Annotated in this window: 17 protein-coding genes and 1 rRNA gene; all 18 read right to left on the bottom strand. The window is 71.2% G+C overall.

Annotated features, from left to right (window positions below; translation table 11 throughout):
• Position 1 precedes the first annotated feature (1 nt).
• Positions 2–907 (bottom strand): NUDIX hydrolase, encoded by a 906-nt coding sequence (locus JX005_RS06970; RefSeq protein ID WP_214466720.1) that lies wholly within the window; start codon positions 905–907, stop codon positions 2–4.
• 70 nt (positions 908–977) lie between these two features.
• Positions 978–2,516 carry a ribosome biogenesis GTPase Der gene (gene der / locus JX005_RS06965; protein WP_214466719.1) on the bottom strand — a complete coding sequence of 513 codons (1,539 nt, stop codon included), beginning with the start codon at positions 2,514–2,516 and terminating at the stop codon, positions 978–980.
• Positions 2,506–3,246, bottom strand: a complete 741-nt coding sequence (cmk, locus tag JX005_RS06960; RefSeq protein WP_214466718.1) for a (d)CMP kinase — start codon at positions 3,244–3,246, stop codon at positions 2,506–2,508. The genes der and cmk overlap by 11 nt, the downstream gene beginning before the upstream one ends.
• Entirely contained in the window at positions 3,239–4,363 is a 1,125-nt protein-coding gene (locus JX005_RS06955; protein WP_214466717.1) for a prephenate dehydrogenase, read from the bottom strand. Before JX005_RS06955 ends, cmk begins: the two co-directional genes overlap by 8 nt.
• Complete coding sequence (locus JX005_RS06950; protein WP_246533684.1) at positions 4,360–5,181, bottom strand: pseudouridine synthase; 822 nt, start codon at positions 5,179–5,181, stop codon at positions 4,360–4,362. Before JX005_RS06950 ends, JX005_RS06955 begins: the two co-directional genes overlap by 4 nt.
• Complete coding sequence (gene scpB, locus JX005_RS06945) at positions 5,178–5,780, bottom strand: SMC-Scp complex subunit ScpB (RefSeq protein ID WP_214466716.1); 603 nt, start codon at positions 5,778–5,780, stop codon at positions 5,178–5,180. The genes JX005_RS06950 and scpB overlap by 4 nt, the downstream gene beginning before the upstream one ends.
• Entirely contained in the window at positions 5,770–6,594 is an 825-nt protein-coding gene (locus JX005_RS06940; RefSeq protein ID WP_214466715.1) for a segregation and condensation protein A, read from the bottom strand. The genes scpB and JX005_RS06940 overlap by 11 nt, the downstream gene beginning before the upstream one ends.
• Positions 6,578–7,480: a ParA family protein gene (locus JX005_RS06935; protein WP_214466714.1), complete on the bottom strand. Its 903-nt coding sequence runs from the start codon at positions 7,478–7,480 to the stop codon at positions 6,578–6,580. Before JX005_RS06935 ends, JX005_RS06940 begins: the two co-directional genes overlap by 17 nt.
• 47 nt (positions 7,481–7,527) lie before the next feature.
• Complete coding sequence (gene xerD, locus JX005_RS06930) at positions 7,528–8,472, bottom strand: site-specific tyrosine recombinase XerD (protein ID WP_214466713.1); 945 nt, start codon at positions 8,470–8,472, stop codon at positions 7,528–7,530.
• Between the two features lies 1 nt (position 8,473).
• Positions 8,474–9,082, bottom strand: coding sequence for an NUDIX domain-containing protein (locus tag JX005_RS06925; protein ID WP_214466712.1), 609 nt, complete (start codon positions 9,080–9,082; stop codon positions 8,474–8,476).
• Entirely contained in the window at positions 9,075–10,772 is a 1,698-nt protein-coding gene (gene pyrG, locus JX005_RS06920) for a CTP synthase (RefSeq protein WP_214467145.1), read from the bottom strand. Before pyrG ends, JX005_RS06925 begins: the two co-directional genes overlap by 8 nt.
• Positions 10,773–10,846: 74 nt before the next feature.
• Positions 10,847–12,538: a DNA repair protein RecN gene (gene recN, locus JX005_RS06915; RefSeq protein ID WP_214467144.1), complete on the bottom strand. Its 1,692-nt coding sequence runs from the start codon at positions 12,536–12,538 to the stop codon at positions 10,847–10,849.
• A complete protein-coding gene (locus JX005_RS06910; protein ID WP_214466711.1) occupies positions 12,535–13,479 on the bottom strand; it encodes an NAD kinase in 945 nt (314 codons plus the stop codon). Before JX005_RS06910 ends, recN begins: the two co-directional genes overlap by 4 nt.
• Positions 13,476–14,276 (bottom strand): TlyA family RNA methyltransferase, encoded by an 801-nt coding sequence (locus JX005_RS06905; protein ID WP_214466710.1) that lies wholly within the window; start codon positions 14,274–14,276, stop codon positions 13,476–13,478. The genes JX005_RS06910 and JX005_RS06905 overlap by 4 nt, the downstream gene beginning before the upstream one ends.
• On the bottom strand, positions 14,273–14,437 hold the full coding sequence (locus tag JX005_RS06900; protein ID WP_214466709.1) for a hypothetical protein: 165 nt from the start codon (positions 14,435–14,437) through the stop codon (positions 14,273–14,275). Before JX005_RS06900 ends, JX005_RS06905 begins: the two co-directional genes overlap by 4 nt.
• A 40-nt stretch (positions 14,438–14,477) precedes the next feature.
• Entirely contained in the window at positions 14,478–15,515 is a 1,038-nt protein-coding gene (locus tag JX005_RS06895; RefSeq protein ID WP_214466708.1) for an HAD-IIA family hydrolase, read from the bottom strand.
• Positions 15,515–17,080, bottom strand: a complete 1,566-nt coding sequence (locus JX005_RS16050) for a primosomal protein (protein ID WP_246533682.1) — start codon at positions 17,078–17,080, stop codon at positions 15,515–15,517. Before JX005_RS16050 ends, JX005_RS06895 begins: the two co-directional genes overlap by 1 nt.
• 85 nt (positions 17,081–17,165) lie before the next feature.
• Positions 17,166–17,242, bottom strand: a 5S ribosomal RNA gene (rrf, locus tag JX005_RS06885); the annotation flags it as partial.

Raw genomic sequence — 17,242 nt, 5'->3', positions numbered from 1 at the left:
CTCAGGCGGATTCGAAAAGCTCGTGGAGCCAGCGCGATCCGCGCGCCGCGGCTCCGGCATCCGTCACCCGCGTCACGAGTTCGCGGTCGCTCGTGACCACCGTGACCGTGCGTCCTGCCGCGACGAGTCGTCGCACCGCGTCGACGATGGCGTCGTCGCCGGATGCCTCGGCCCGCACGACCTGCACACCGGGTGCGTCGCCGGCCGCGCGCGCCTGACCCTCCAGCACGACGACCCAGTCGGGGAACCAGACGTCCTCGGGCAGTTCGAGCGCGGCCGCCGGGATTCCGGTCTTCGCGAGCGCCGCGACCCGCTCGACGAGCCGGCCGGCAGCTCCGGATCGGTCGCGCCACCACCCGTCCGGCACCGAGCCGACGACGTTCGCGGCGTCGACGACGACCGCGGGGCGCACGCCGAGGAGGGCGCGCAGCCGTTCCCACGACGCCGCGAATCCAGGATGGAGCGGATGCCTCGTCACCTCGTCGACTGGCACCCAGGCCAGCTCGTGGCTCTCGGGATCGCTGATGGTGGGTTCGAACGGGTGGACGACGTCGCCGATGAGCGTCGTGTAGGACCAGTAGCCGAGATCGAGCACCGACAGCAGGCGCGGGCGGATCGAGGCATCCGGAACTCCCGCCTCCTCCGCCGCCTCACGCAGCGCGCCGTCGCACGCCGACTCGCCCTCGTGCCGGGCGCCGCCCGGCAGCGCCCACGTGTCGCCGAAGTGGCTCCACGTGACGCGGTGCTGCAGCAGCACGCCGCGTTCGGCGTCGAGGGCCAGCAGCCCTGCGGCGCCGAAGCGGCCCCAATACCGCTCGCCCGTCGGAGCGACCACCCACGCGTCGCCCGGGTCGCGCGGACCCTGCGGGCGCCGCGGCTCACCGGGTGCGGGAGGTTCGATCGTCACCCTGCCACCCTTCCACACGTGCCCCGTGTCGGACGCGGCCCGACTCGCCGGTGCCGGCGCCGGCTGCCGCTCAGCGCTGGCGACGCTCGCGAACCCGCATGTTGATCACGATGGGCGACCCCTCGAAGCCGTACAGCTCGCGCAGGCGACGCTGGATGAACCGGCGGTAGCCCGGGTCGAGGAAGCCCGTCGTGAACAGCACGAAGGTCGGCGGACGCGTCGAGGCCTGAGTTCCGAAGAGGATGCGCGGCTGCTTGCCGCCGCGCACCGGGTGCGGGTGCTCGTTGACGAGCTCCGACAGGAACGCGTTGAACTTGCCGGTAGGAATGCGCTGGTCCCACGACTCGAGGGCCGTCTCGAGCGCGGGCACGAGCTTGTCCAGGTGGCGGCCGGTGCGCGCCGAGATGTTCACGCGCGGTGCCCACGCCACGTGGGCGAGGTCCTGCTCGATCTCCCGCTCGAGGTAACGGCGGCGCTCGATGTCCTCGTAGTGGGGGGTGTTGAGCACATCCCACTTGTTGAAGGCGAGGACCAGCGCGCGCCCCGACTCGAGGACGAGGTCGATGATGCGCACGTCCTGCTCGCTGATGGGCTCGCTGACGTCGAGGACGACGACGGCGACCTCGGCCTTCTCGAGTGCGGCCGAGGTGCGCAGCGACGCGTAGAAGTCGGCGCCCTGCTGCAGGTGCACCCGGCGACGGATGCCGGCGGTGTCGACCAGGCGCCACAGGCGTCCGCCGAGCTCGACCACCTCGTCCACCGGGTCGCGCGTCGTGCCGGCGAGGTCGTTGACCACGACCCGCTCCTCGCCTGCCGCCTTGTTCAGCAGCGACGACTTGCCCACGTTCGGACGGCCGAGGATCGCGACACGGCGCGGGCCGCCGATCTCCTGCTTGGCGACGGCCGACACCTCGGGCAGGACCTTCATGATCGCGTCGAGGAGATCCGCCACGCCGCGGCCGTGGATGGCTGACACGGGGTACGGCTCGCCGAGACCGAGGTTCCACAGCGCCGCGGCCTCCGGCTCCTGGCGGGAGTCGTCGATCTTGTTCGCGACGAGGAACACCGGCTTGCCGCTCTTGCGAAGGAGCTTCACGACGTGCTCGTCAGTCGAGGTGGCCCCGACCATCGCGTCGACGACGAACAGCACGACATCGCACAGGTCGATCGCGACCTCGGCCTGGGCTGCCACCGACCGGTCGATGCCCTTCGCGTCGGGCTCCCACCCGCCGGTGTCGACCAGCGAGAACCGGCGGTCCATCCACTCGGCCTTGTAGGTCACGCGGTCGCGGGTGACGCCCGGGGTGTCCTCGACGACGGCCTCGCGGCGGCCCAGGATGCGGTTCACGAGCGCCGACTTGCCGACGTTCGGGCGACCGACGATCGCCACCACGGGCAGTGCGGGAAGGTACTCGATCCCGTCCTCGCCCAGCGCGAGCCCCTCGAGCAGGGCGGCGTCGTCATCGTCGAGCTCGTAGTCCTCGAGCCCCGCGCGCAGGGCGGTCGCCCGCTGCTCGGCGAGCTCCTCGTCGAGGTCGGCGAGGTTCTCGGCGAGGCGGTCTTCGCCGCCCTCGTATTCTTCTTCGGCGTCACGGGTGTCAGATGCCATCGTGAGCTCCCGTCTGTGCAGGCACGTTCGTGCGGATGACGCCGATGACGGCGTCCACGGTCTGGTCGAAATCAAGGTGGGTCGAGTCGACGACCTCCACGCCGGGGGCGGCGGTGAGGAAGTCCACGACGGTGGAGTCGGAGGCGTCGCGCTTGTGGAGCGCCGCGGCGACGGCCGCGGCATCCTGAGACGACAGCTCTGCGCTGCGACGGGCCGCACGCACCTCGGGGGCGGCGGTGAGGAGGATCCGCACGGGGGCGTCGGGCGCGACGACCGTCGTGATGTCGCGGCCCTCGACCACGACGCCCGGGCGGCCGGAAGACGACACCATCGAGCGGAACAGCGCGTTGACCGCCTGGCGGACGGCGGGCACGCGCGCGATGCCGCTCACGGCCTCGGACACGCGAGGCTCGCGGATCGCCTCGGTCACATCCGACGCGCCGACGCGCACCCAGCGCTCGTCGGGGTCGAGCGAGATCGCGTAGTCGAAGTCGCCCATGACGTCGACGACGGAGGTCGAGTCTGACGTGTCGGTGCCGCGCTCGAGCGCCAGCCAGGCGAGGGCGCGGTAGGCGGCGCCGGTGTCGAGGAAGCCGTAGCCGAGTCGCCGGGCGACCTGCTGGGAGACGCTCGACTTCCCGCTCCCGGCGGGGCCGTCGATGGCCACGACGACGGGTTCGGCGGCCTGCGCCGCCGCCGTTTGGGCGGAGTGCATCGCGGGATCAGTCATTGGTGGTGCTCGCAATCTTCCAGCCGCGGGACTCGAGGCCCTCCACGGCACGTCGTACGGCGCCGGGCACGACGCTGATCTCGGCCAGTCCGAACTGAGCTCCCGGCGAGTGCTCGAGACGCAGGTCCTCGACGTTGACGTCGAGTTCGCCGAGCTCGCCGAACAGCCGGCCGAGCTGGCCCGGCGTGTCGTCGACCATGACGACCACCTGTTCGAAGCGCCGGTTCTGGCCGTGCTTTCCGGGAAGCCGCTCGACTCCCTCGTTGCCGCGGCGGATCGTGTCGGCGACCGCGCGTCGCGCGCCGGGGGCATCGGGGCTGCGCAGGGCGTCGGCGACGTCGCGCAGGTCGGCGGCAAGGGCGTCGAGCACATCGACGACGGGTGTCGCGTTCGCGCCGAGGATCTGCACCCACAATTCGGGAGCGGATGCCGCGATCCGCGTCGTGTCCCGCACGCCCTGGCCCGCGAGCCCGAGCGATCCCTCGGGCGCGTCGACGAAGCGGCCCGCGAGCAGGCTGGCGACGAGCTGGGGCACGTGGGAGACGAGGGCGACCGAGCGGTCGTGGTCTTCGGGGCTCATCTCGATCGGCATCGCACCGAGATCGAGGGCGAGCGCCTCGACGAGGGCGAGATCGCTCGCGGGCGTCTCGCCGTCGCGGCACACCACCCACGGGCGTCCGATGAAGATGTCGGCGCGGGCGGCGATCGCTCCGCCGCGCTCTCGGCCCGCCAGGGGGTGCGAGCCGATGTAGTGGGTGAGGTCGACACCGCGGTCACGAAGGATGTGCAGCGGCTCGAGCTTGACGCTCGCGACGTCGGTCACCACCGCGCGCGGGAAGCGCGTGAGCTCGCGCTCGATGACGTCGGCGGTCACGTCGGGCGGCACGGCCACCACGATCAGCGTCGGATCGTCGTCGGCGGCGGCACGGCGGCCGGCGCCGTAGTCGACGGCCAGCCGCAGCTGCGCGGGCGAGGTGTCGTCGAGGGCGACGTCGACCCCCAGCGCGCTCAGGGCATGCCCGATGCTGGCACCCAGCAGACCGGCGCCGACGACCCGCACGGTGCCGTGCACGCGCGGCGCTCGCGCGCGCGCAGACGGGGGCGTGGGGTCGGTCACTGGTTCTCCTGGTCGCTCCGCGGCTCGGAGGTGTCGCGGGGCTCGGGGGCGTCGCCCACCGCGCGACGCGCGAGAGTCAGCAGAGCGCCCCGCTCCACCTTAGTCAACTCCCGTGCCTGCCCGGCTGGCAGTGTTCCCAGGTGCAGCGGCCCGAACTGACGTCTGACCAGCTCGATGACGGGATGCCCCACCTCGGCCATCATGCGGCGGACGATGCGGTTGCGACCCGAGTGGAGGGTCAGTTCGACGAGCGAGCCGCCTCCCTCCGCCGAGGCCGACAGCAGCCGCGCCTTGTCGGCGGCGATGTGCCCGTCCTCGAGCTCGACCCCCTTCGTGAGGCGCTGGATCGTCTGCGCCGTGACCCGTCCTTCCACCTTCGCGATGTAGACCTTGGTGACGCCGAACGACGGGTGTGCGAGCACGTGCGCCAGTTCGCCGTCGTTCGTGAGCACGAGGAGGCCGCTGGTCTCGGCATCCAATCGTCCGACGTTGTACAGCCGCTCGTCCCAGTCCTTCGTGAACCGTCGCAGGTCGGGGCGGCCGCGGTCGTCCTTCATCGAGCTGACGACGCCCGTCGGCTTGTTGAGCATCACGTAGCGCTTGGACTGGTCGAGCTGGATGGCGGTGCCGTCCACGTCGACGAGGTCGTTCTCGGGGTCGATGCGCCTGCCGAGCTCGGTCACGACGTCGCCGTTGACCCGCACGCGCCCCTCGACGATGAGCTGCTCCGCCACGCGGCGCGACGCCACGCCGGCGTTCGCCAGGACCTTCTGCAGACGCACGCCTTCCGGCTGTGCGAAGGGATCATGCCCGGTCATCGCCGTGCCTCCTCGTCGAATCCGTCCGCCCCGTCGTCGAGGAGGGGCGAGATGTGCGGCAGCTCGTCGAGCGAGTTGATGCCGAGGTTCACCAGCAGCGCGTCGGTCGTGCCGTAGTTGATGGCGCCGGTCTCGGCATCCGTGAACAGCTCGGTGATCAGCCCGCGCGACAGCAGGGTGCGCACCACGGAGTCGACGTTCACCGCGCGGATCGAGGCGACCTGGCTGCGGGTCACGGGCTGCTTGTAGGCGATGACCGCCAGCGTCTCGAGCGCCGCCTGCGACAGGCGCGACGGCGCCTGGGCGTTGACGAACTCGCTCACCAGGTCGTCGTGCTCCTCGCGCACGTAGAGGCGCCAGCCGCCGCCGACCTCCCGCAGCTCGAAGCCGCGCACCGGCCCGCCCGTCTCGCCGTCGTAATCGGCGACGAGACCCTCGATCGCCTGCCGCACTGCGGGCACGGGCGACCCGACCGCCGCGGCCAGGCTCACCAGGCTCTGCGGCTCTTCGACGACCAGGAGGATCGCCTCCAGGCGGCGGGCGACATCGGCCACCGCCGGCGCCCCCCGCTGATCGGGCGTATCGCGGTCATCGGTCATAATCGGCTCCCAGAGTGGCGAGGTTCTCGTCGGACCACCGCTGCGCGCTCCAGCGCAACGTGAGCTCCCCGAGCGGTTCGAGCTGTTCGAAGGACAGGGCGGCGTGGCGGTACAGCTCCAGCACTGACAGGAAGCGGGCGACCACCACGCCGGGCTGCGAGACGCCGGCGACGAGCTCGCGGAAGCTCAGCGACCCGGCGTTGCGCAGCAGGGTCACCACCACCGCCGCCTGCTCGCGGATGCTCACGAGCGGCGCGTGCAGATGGTCGAGCCCGACGTGCGGGATCTCCTTCGGCGTCATCGCGAGCAGCGCGAGGGCCGCGAAGTCGTCGACGCTGAGGGTCCACACGAGCTCCGGCACCGCCTGCCGGTACTTCTCGTCGAGCCGCACGCTGCGCGTGTGCCGCCGGTCCTCGCGCTGCAGGCACCGCTCGAACCACACCGACACCTCTTTGAACGCGCGGTACTGCAGCAGACGCGCGAACAGCAGGTCGCGCGCTTCCAGCAGCGCGACCGATTCGGCGTCGACGGGCTCGCCCTGGGGCAGGAGCCCTGCGACCTTCATGTCGAGCAGGGTCGCGGCCACGACCAGGAACTCGGATGCCTCGTCCAATTCCTCGTCCGGACCGAGTTCGCGCAGGTACGCGATGAACTCGTTCGTGACGAGCGAGAGCGACACCTCGGTGATGTCGAGCTCGTGCTTGGAGATGAGCGTCAGCAGCAGGTCGAAGGGGCCGTCGAAGACGCCGACCGAGACTCGGAAGCCTTCCGCCGGCTGCTGCGGATCGGGAGTCTCGTCAGGCGACGGCGCCACGGGCGACCAGCTCCCGCGCCAGCCGCAGGTAGGCCTGGGCGGCGGCGTGCTCGGGCGCGAACTCGGTGATCGGCATGCCCGACACCGAGGCATCGGGGAACTTCACGGTGCGACCGATGACGGTCTCGAGCACGTCGTCGCCGAAGGCGTCGACGACCCGCTCCAGCACCTCGCGCGAGTGCAGGGTGCGGGCGTCGTACATCGTGGCCAGGACGCCGTCGAGCGTGATCGTCGGGTTCAGGCGGTCGCGCACCTTGTCGATGGTCTCGATCAGCATCGCGACCCCGCGCAGCGCGAAGAACTCGCACTCCAGCGGGATGATCACGCCGTGGCTGGCCGTCAGCGCGTTGACCGTGAGCAGGCCCAGCGACGGTTGGCAGTCGATGAGGATCACGTCGTAGTCGGCGGTGACCTTGCGCAGCGCGCGCGCCAGCGTCTGCTCGCGCGCGACCTCGTTGACGAGGTGCACCTCAGCCGCCGACAGGTCGATGTTGCCCGGGATGACGTCGAGGTTCTCGACGCGCGACTTCACGATCACGTCGTAGGGATCGCGCTTGCTGTCGAGCAGCAGGTCGTAGATGGTCGGGATCTCGTGGGTCTGGATGCCGAGACCTGCCGACAGTGCGCCCTGCGGGTCGAAGTCGACGGCCAGCACCTTGCGCCCGTAGCCGGCGAGCGCAGCGGCCAGGTTGATGGTGGTCGTCGTCTTGCCGACGCCGCCCTTCTGGTTGCACAGCGCGATGATGCGCGCGGGGCCGTGGCCGTCGAGCTTCGGCGGGGTCGGGAAGCCGTGGTACGGACGCCCGGTGGGACCGATCGGGGTCTCGTTGTCTGAGGCCTTCGTCGCGCCCCGCTTGCTGCCCACAGACTCTCCTGACTTCGCCATGCCGTGCACCGATTCTAGTCACGGCGCGGCCTCTCGCCCGGGACCGCTCAGCGGGCGCGCGGGTGGGAAGTGGCGTAGACGTCGCGCAGGGCGTCGACCGAGACATACGTGTAGATCTGCGTCGTCGCCACCGACGCGTGGCCGAGCAGCTCCTGGACCACCCGCACGTCGGCCCCGCCCTGCAGCAGATGCGTCGCGAACGAGTGGCGCAGCGTGTGTGGCGACACATGCGACGACAGCTGAGCGCGCTCGGCGGCGGAGTGGATGACCAGCCACGCGCTCTGGCGCGACAGCGGCGCCCCCCGCGCCCCGAGGAACAGCTTCGGCGTCGCGCGCCCGCGGCGCCCGAGCTCCGGGCGTGCGCGCGTCAGGTAGGCGTCGACGGCCGCGCGGGCGTACGAACCCACCGGCACGATGCGCTCCTTGTTGCCCTTGCCACGCACGCGCACCACGTCGCCGTGCGCGAGATCGTCGACGTCGAGCTGCACGATCTCCGACACCCGCGCGCCGGTGGCGTAGAGCAGCTCGAGCAGCGCGCGGTCACGGAGGCCCAGCAGATCGCCGGGCGCCGCCCCGGCCGGGGGTAGGTGGCCGGTCGAAGGGGCGGGGCCGGAGGCATCCAGCAGAGCTTCCACCTGATCGATCGTGAGGGCCTTCGGCAGCCGGCGCGGCTGCTTGGGCGGCCGCAGCCGCACGGACGGGTCGGCGTCCTCGACGCCCTCGCGCGCGAGGAACCGGTGCAGGCCGCGCACCGACGACTGAAGACGGGCGAGGGAGGATGCCGCGACCGGCGGCTGCGCGGATGCCCGTTCGGCCGCGAACTCGGCCACGATCTCGGGGGTCACGGCCGCCGAGTCGTCGACCCCGCGCTCGTCCAGCCACTGCACGTAGCCAGCGAGGTCGCGGCGGTAGGCCGCGACCGTGTTGTCCGACAGGCCGCGCTCGATCGAGATGTGCCGCAGGTACGCGTCCACCGCCCGGTCCAGCCGCATGTCAGTCCCTCGCGCCCGCCGCCGCCTCCGTGCGTCGGAGCCGCTCCGCGGCGGCCAGGACGCCGACCGCGAGGATGCCGTTGCGCAGCCGGCCGGCGAGCACGCCGTCGAGCACCGCGTCGAGAGGAACCCACTCGACGCGGATGTCGGCCTCCTCCTCGGCGCGGTCGTGTGCGGAGCCGATCTCGGACAGCCCCCGAGCGAGGAAGAGGTGCACGACCTCGTCGTTGCCCCCGGGCGTGGTGAAGATGCTGAGGAGCGACTCCCACGACGACGCCGTGAGATCGGCCTCCTCGGCGAGCTCACGCTGGGCGGTCTCGAGCGGAGACTCGCCGTCGACGTCGAGCAGCCCGGCCGGGATCTCCCAGTCGCGGTGGCGGATCGGGTGGCGGTACTGCTGGATCAGCAGGACGCGCCGCTCGTCGTCGATCGCGACGATGGCCGAGGCGCCCGGATGGTCGACGTACTGACGCACGATCTCGCCGTCGCCGTACGACACGGTGTCGCTGCGGACGTCCCACACACGCCCCGCGTAGACGAGGTCACTGGCGGTGACCTCGTACTCGGCGGGCTCGTCGGCGAGCGGCATGGCCGCCGAGTCGTCAGTCATTCTCGACGTCGAACAGCTCGCTGGCGCGATGGCGCTCGAGTGCCGCGCCGACCAGACCGCGGAAGAGCGGGTTGGCGTCGGTGGGCCGCGACCGCAGCTCGGGGTGCGCCTGCGTCGCGATGTAGTACGGGTGCACCTCGCGCGGCAGCTCCACGTACTCGACGAGGTCGAGGTCGGGGTTGAGGCCCGAGAACACCAGGCCTGCTTCCGCGATGCGGTCGCGGTAGCGGTTGTTCACCTCGTAGCGGTGGCGGTGGCGTTCCGACGCGACGGTCGATCCGTAGACCTCCGCGGCGATGGAGCCCTCGGCCAGATGCGCCGGGTACAGGCCCAGGCGCATGGTGCCGCCCATGTCGCCGCTCTGGAGGATGTCGACCTGCTCCTCCATCGTGGCGATGACGGGATGCTCGGTGTCGGGGTCGAACTCGCTCGATGAAGCATCCTCGATGCCGGCCACGTGACGCGCGTACTCGATGACGATGCACTGCAGGCCGAGGCAGATGCCGAGGGTCGGAATGCCCTGCTCGCGCGCGAACTTCAGCGCGCCGATCTTGCCCTCGATGCCGCGGATGCCGAACCCGCCGGGGATCACGATGCCGTCGACCGGAGCCAGCGCCTTCTCGGCGCCCTCGGGCGTCTCGCACTCGTCGGACGGGATCCAGCGGATGTTGACGTGCGTCTCCTGCTCGAAGCCGCCGGCCTTGAGAGCCTCCGTGACCGAGAGGTAGGCGTCGGGGAGGTCGATGTACTTGCCGACGAGGCCGATCGTGACCTCGTGCTTCGGGTTGTGCACCGCGTTGAGCACGCGCTCCCAGCGCGACCAGTCGACGTCCGCCGCCGTGCTGAGTCCGAGCGCCCGTACGATGTACTCGTCGAGGCCCTGCTCGTTCAGCATGGTCGGGATGTCGTAGATGCTCGGAACGTCGACCGCGTTGACGACCGCGCCCTCGTCGACGTCGCACATGAGCGCGATCTTGCGCTTGTTCGACTCGGTGACCGGGCGATCGCTGCGCAGCACCAGAGCATCGGGCTGGATGCCGATGCTGCGGAGCGTGGCGACCGAGTGCTGCGTGGGCTTGGTCTTCTGCTCGCCCGATGCGCCCATGAACGGCACGAGCGACACGTGCACGAAGAAGACGTTCTGACGCCCCAGCTCGTGGCGGATCTGACGCGCCGACTCGATGAACGGCTGCGACTCGATGTCTCCGACCGTGCCGCCGATCTCGGTGATGATCACGTCCGGACGCGGCTCTTCGGTCGACTGCAGGCGCATGCGGCGCTTGATCTCGTCGGTGATGTGCGGGATGACCTGCACGGTGTCGCCGAGGTACTCGCCGCGGCGCTCCTTCGCGATGACCTGCGAGTAGATCTGCCCCGTGGTGACGTTGGCGGCCTGGTTCAGCTCGATGTCGAGGAAGCGCTCGTAGTGGCCGATGTCGAGGTCGGTCTCGGCGCCGTCGTCGGTGACGAAGACCTCACCGTGCTGGAACGGGTTCATGGTGCCCGGGTCGACGTTCAGGTACGGGTCGAGCTTCTGCATGACGACCCGCAGACCGCGGGCGGTGAGCAGGTTGCCGAGGCTGGCGGCGGTGAGACCCTTCCCCAACGAGGAAACGACACCTCCGGTCACGAAGATGTGCCGAGTGGTGTCGTTCGAAGTGTCGCCGCGGGAAGAATCAGAAGTCTGCATCACGGGCTTTTATCCTATCTCACGTCGGGGACGGCAAGCTGAGGAAACGCGCACGTGTTCGTCTCCCCCGCGATTCAGGCCACCTCGGCCCGCAGGCCGAGCAGTTCGCGGGCATGGGTGAGCGCGGCGTCGGAGTCAGGCATGCCCGACAGCAGCCGCGCCATCTCGGCCTCGCGGTCGGATCCGTCGAGGCGGCGCACGTCGGACGCGGTCACCGATCCGTCGCCCGCCTTCACGACCGTCAGGTGGTTCGTCGCAAATGCGGCGACCTGCGCGAGATGGGTGACGGCGATCACCTGCGACGACTGCGCGAGGCGGGCGAGACGGCGTCCGACTTCGATCGCCGCGGCACCGCCGATGCCGGCATCCACTTCGTCGAACACGAACGTCGGCACGGGATCGACCGCCGCGATCACGACCTCGATGGCCAGCATGACGCGGCTGAGCTCACCGCCGGAGGCGCCCCGTGAGACAGGGCGCGGCTCGGCGCCGACGTGCGGCGCGAGCAGGATCGCGACGTCGTCGCGGCCGGTCGCCGACTCTGCGCCGGGCGAGACCGAGACGGTGAGTCGGGCGTCGGGCATGGCGAGGGCGTGCAGCTCGGCGGTGACCGCTGCTCCGAGCCGCTCGGCCGCCGCCGTGCGCGCGGCGGTGAGCACGTGGGCGGCTTCGTCGAGAGCGGATGCCGCGACCCCCCGCTCCTCGGTGAGCCGCTCGACCCGCTCGCTGTCGTCGTCGAGCTCGGCCAGCCGGGCCGACCCGGTGTCGAGCAGGGCGATCGCGTCGTCGAGGCTGCCGTGCGCCCGGACGAGCGCCGACAGCACCGCCCGTCGCTCTTCGACCGCGGCCAGCTCGTGCGGGCCGGTCTCGTCGAGGTCGGCGAGGTACCCGGCCAGCGCGGCAGCGAGATCGGACGCGCGGTAGCCGAGGTCGGCAACCTGACCCGCCAGGTCTTCCAGGATGGGATCGTGTGCGCGCTCGAGCGCGCGCCGCGCCTCGGCGAGCAGGGACGAGGCATCCGGCTGCTCCCCCTCGCCCGACAGGGCGTCGTGAGCGGTCGCGGCTGCGATGCGGAGCTCTTCGGCGTTGGCCAGCCGCTCGGCGCGGATGGTGAGCTCGGCGTCCTCACCGGGCTGGGGCGCAGCCTGCTCGATGTCGGCGAGCTGTGCCCGCAGGTCGTCGGCCTCACGGGCGCGCGCATCGCGCTCGGTGGTGAGCTCGGCCAGCTCGCGGTCGATCGCACGCCAGCGCTCGTACGCATCGCGGTACGTCGCCAGCGCCCGCTGCACCACGTCGCCGCCGAAGCGGTCCAGCGCGTCGCGCTGCGCCGCCGCGGTGCGCAGCCGCAGCTGGTCGGACTGGCCGTGCACCACCACGAGTTCGTCGGCGAGATCGGCCAGGACGCCCGCGGGTGCCGCGCGGCCACCCACCGACGCGCGACCGCGGCCCTCGCTCGAGATCGACCGGCCGACGTACAGTTCCGCGCGGCCGTCGCCGAGGGGCTCGACGTCGCCGCCCGCCTCACGGACGCGGTCGGCGACCGAGCCCGACTCGGGCACGATCCAGACGCCGTCGACCGTGGCCTGAGCGGCGCCGGCACGCACGGCGCCGGAGTCGGCGCGCTGACCGAGGAGCAGCCCGAGACCGGTGACGACCATCGTCTTGCCGGCCCCGGTCTCACCCGTGATCGCGGTGAATCCGGGACCGATCGGCAGCGTGGCCTCGGCGATGACCCCGAGATCGCGCAGGCGCATCTCCTCGATCACGGCGTCGGCCCGGTGATCGCGGCGGGCCCGCGCCATCCTTCGACGGGCAGCCGGAACTTGCGCACGAGGCGGTCGGTGAAGGACGCGGGATGCAGGCGCGCGAGCCGTACGGGCTGACCGGAGCGGCGCACCACGACCCGGGCGCCGGGCGGGAGGTCGTGGGAGCGCCGGCCGTCGCACCAGAGGATGCCGACGCCGTTGGTGCGCTCGAGCACCTCGATCGCGACCGCGTGCTCGGGGCCGACCACGAGCGGCTTCGCGAACAGCGCGTGCGCCGACAGCGGCACCACCGAGATGGCCTGGACCGTCGGCCAGATGACCGGCCCGCCCGCCGAGAAGTTGTACGCGGTGGAGCCGGTCGGCGTCGACACCACGACACCGTCGCAGCCGAACGTCGACAGCGGCCGCCCGTCGATCTCGATCACCACCTCGAGCATCCGCTCGCGGCTGGCCTTCTCGACGGTGGCCTCGTTGAGCGCCCACGTCTCGTAGATCACCGAGTCGGAAGCATCCTTCACCCGCACGTCGAGGGCGAGACGCTCCTCGACGTCGTAGTCGCGCTCGATCGCGCGGCGCACGGCGTCGTCCATGTCGTCGCGCTCGATCTCGGCGAGGAAGCCGACGTGCCCCATGTTGATACCGAGCACCGGGGCGGTGCCGTCGCGCACGAGCTCGGCGGCACGCAGGATGGTGCCGTCGCCCCCGAGGACGATCGCGAGCTCGACGTCGCGCACCGGCACGTCGTCGCCCAGCACCAGCACGTCGGCGAAGGTGTCCCGGACGGCCGCGAGCTCGGCGCGGTCGTCGGCGGCGAGCACCGGCCGCGCGCCGGCAGCGCGCAATGCGGCGACGACGCGCTCGGCAGCGATCACGGTGTCTTCTCGTTGGGCGTGGGCGACCACAAGGATGCTGCGCTCGGCGCGTGCGTCGGTGATGGTCATCGGCTCCCCGCCAGTCGGTTCACGGTGCTCAACCATTCTGTCGGATTGGTGCCGCGCCCCGGCGCGAGATGGGCGATGTACTCGGAATTCCCGTGCGTTCCGACGATCGGGGAGGAGACGATACCGCACGTGCCGAGCCCGGCGTCCCATGCTGCCCAGAGCACGCGTGCAACCGCATCGGCGCGCAGCGTGGGGTTGGTCACGAGGCCGCCCTTCACCGCGGTGCGCCCGACCTCGAACTGCGGCTTGACGAGCAGCACCAGATCGGCGTCCGCTGCCGCGACCGCGCGCACCGCCGGCAGCACGTGGCCGAGCGAGATGAACGACAGATCGCCCGTGATGACGGAGGGCGCAGCCGAGATGGCGCTCGCCTCGGCGAGCGAGTCGGTCGTCATGTGGCGGACGTTGAAGCCCTCGATCGAGATCACACCGGGGTCTGCGGCGACGGCCGCCGCGAGCTGGCCGTGGCCGACGTCCACCGCGATGACGGGGTCGGCTCCGCGCTCGCGCAGCACCTGCGTGAACCCGCCCGTCGAGGCGCCCATGTCGAGCGCGAGGCGACCGGAGACGTCCACGCCGAACGCGTCCAGTCCGGCGATGAGCTTGTGCGCCGCACGGCTGACATAGTGATCGGATGCCGCGACCTCGAGCACCGCTGAGTCGGCGACGGGCGTGGACGCCTTGACCACTGGCCGGCCGTCGACCGACACGAGGCCGTCGGCGATCAGCGTCGCCGCGTGCGTGCGCGACCGGGCGAGTCCTCGAGCGGCCAGCGCGGCATCGAGGCGCGACGTCATGACGCCGGCGCGCCGCCGGGAGCCGCCTCCAGCCTCCGGGCGAGCGTGTCGTGCAGGGCGTCGTAGGCCTCGGCGCGGGTCGCGAGGGGCTGGGCCTCGATCACCTCGAGAGTCGACAGCAGATCGTCGGGGTCGAGCTCACGGTCTTCCGGCTGGGCCATGTCCCCCAGGATACGGCGAACCTTCGCCGCGGCCGCGTGATCAGGGCCGGTGGAAGGGATCCGCGTACAGCCGCTCCGGCACGCGGAAGCCGAAGATCGCACGACCGGTGCTCCAGATCGCGGCGGCGCCGGCACGGAGCAGGTCGATCGGTCGGTCGCCCTCCGCGACGATCCGCACATCGGCGCCCTCGATCGCGACGACGGCATTGCGGACGGTGGCGACACCGTCCTTCACGCGCACCTCCGGATAGGGCTCGTGCAGCTCGCGGAGGTCGCCGAGGATGTAGGTCGGCTGCGACCCCTGCGGTGCCGCGAGCACGTGCTTCGGTCGGTCGATCCCCGTGAGGACGAGCGCAGACGCGATGCCGGCGCGGTTGGCGCCGAGGATGTCGGTGTCGAGTCGGTCGCCGAGGAAGAGCGGATGCCTCGCCCCGAACCGCGCGACGGCCTCCTCGAAGATCGGGACCTCCGGCTTGCCCGCGACCGTGGCCAGACGACCGATGGCGGTGTGCACGGCCGACACGAGCGTGCCGTTGCCCGGCGCGACACCACGCGCCTGCGGGATGGTCCAGTCGGTGTTGGTGGCGATCCAGGGGATGCCGCCCTCGTCCTCGGGCACCTTGAGCGCGAACGCGGCTTCGGCGAGCTGGGTCCAGCCGACCTCGGGTGCGAAACCCTGGACGACCGCGGCCGGTGAGTCCTCAGCGCTGCGGGTGACGACGAATCCGGCCTTCACGACCTCGTCGACAAGTCCCTCGCCGCCGACGACCAGCACCGTCGATCCCGGTGCGATCAGCTGGGCGAGAAGCCGCATCGCGGCCTGCGGGCTCGTGACGACCTCCGAGGGTGCGGTCGGGAGGCCGAGCTGCGAGAGATGCGCCGCGACCGAGGCATCCGTCCGCGCAGCGTTGTTCGTGATGTACGCGAGGGCCCGACCTTCGCGGGCGCGCGTGAGGCTGTCGACCGCGTGGGGCAGCGCACCCGCTCCGGCGTAGACGACCCCGTCGAGGTCGGCGAGCACGACGTCAACGCCGTCGAGCGGCCCGGCCGGGGCCGGGCGGCGGCCGAACAGCGGCATCAGCGCTCGGAGCCTTCCGACTCGCGCGCCTCGTCGCTGTTCTCAGCGGTTTCGTCGGCGGCGTCCACCTCGGCCAGGATCTCGGCGACCTCGTCCTCGACGGAGGGCTGGGCGTCGAGGGGCTCGTCGGTCTCGTCGGTCGCGTCGGATTCGTCGGATTCGTCGGTCTCGTCGGATTCGTCGGTCTCGTCGGATTCGTCGGTCTCGTCGGATTCGTCGGTCTCGGCGTCTTCTGCGGGAGCAGCCGACTCCACCTGCTCGTCCCCGGCGTCTTCCTCGATGATCTCGTCGACGTACACCGTCTCGAGGTCGCCGGCACCGGTGGCTGCGTCGATCGCATCCGCGGCGACGATCGCACGCTCGCGCCAGCGGGCGGCTTCATCGTCGCGTCCGAGCTCTTCGAGGACAGCGGCGCGCGCGGCGAACAGCGACGGGCTCCACTCGAAGGCGCGGTGCGGATCCAGTTCGGGGATGTCCAGCTCGAGGAGCGCCCGCTCGGCGTCGCCGAGATCGAGTCGCGCGCCCGACATGGCGATCGCGAGCTCGACGCGGACCTCCGTCGGCAGGGTCGAACGGTCGACGCTGCGGCCGAGCTCGAGTGCACGGTCGGGGCGCCCGACTCCACGTTCGCTGTCCACCATGAGGGCGATCTGGTCGTCCTTGCCGGAGATGCGGCGGTAGGTGCGCAGCTCACGCAGCGCGAGGGCGTAGTCGCCCGTCGCATACGCCGTGATCGCGAGGGACTCGCGGACAATCGCGATGCGGCCGGCGCGGCGGGAGGCCGACATCGCGTGCTGGTGTGCGAGCTCGGGGTCTTCGTCGATGAGCTGAGCCGCCATCGCGAGGTGACGCGCCACCTGCTCGGCGTTCTCCTTGCTGAGGGTCTTCAGCTCGTTGCGTGCACCCGCGTTGAGATCCTGGGGCGTCACGTCTTCCGGAATGAACGGGTCGTCGTGGCGCGCCCGGACGGGCCGATTCTCCTCGGGGCGCAGGGCGGTGTCGGGGCGATTCACTCCCCCGCGCGAAGGACGGTCGGATCGATCGGAGCCATAGGGCTTCCGGTCGCCATCGCGCTTCGGGTAGGAGGGTCGGTCGCCGTCGCGCTTCGGGTACGAAGGACGTTCACCGTCGCGCTTCGGGTACGAAGGACGGTCACCGTCGCGCTTCGGATACGGCTTCCGGTCACCGTCACGCTTCTCGTACGGCTTCTTGTCTCCGTCGCGCTTCGCGTAGGAGGGACGGTCACCGTCGCGCTTCGGGTACGAAGGACGGTCACCGTCGCGCTTCGGATACGGCTTTCGGTCACCGTCACGCTTCTCGTACGGCTTCTTGTCTCCGTCGCGCTTCGCGTAGGAGGGACGGTCACCGTCGCGCTTCGGATACGGCTTCCGGTCGCCATCGCGCTTCTCGTACGGCTTCTTGTCTCCGTCACGCTTCGGGTACGGCTTCCGGTCGCCATCGCGCCGCGGCGCTCCGCCGGCGTCACGGGCTCGAGGGGAACGGTCGCCGGAGCGTCCGCGCGGCTCGCGATCTGCTGCGCCTTCGCGCGGCTCCTGATCGGCCATCTCTCTCGATCCTTCCCGTGGCTCGCTACAGCGTAGTTAACGCGAAATGGCCACCCTGCGTTGGGTGGCCATTTCGGTAATGGAAGTCCGGCGGTGTCCTACTCTCCCACAGGGTCCCCCCTGCAGTACCATCGGCGCTGAGAGGCTTAGCTTCCGGGTTCG

It is taken from the genome of Microbacterium flavescens (genome assembly GCF_018588945.1).
Taxonomy (GTDB): domain Bacteria; phylum Actinomycetota; class Actinomycetes; order Actinomycetales; family Microbacteriaceae; genus Microbacterium; species Microbacterium flavescens.
The sequence above is the reverse complement of the archived record's forward strand: the minus strand, read 5'-3'. Positions and strand labels throughout refer to the sequence as shown.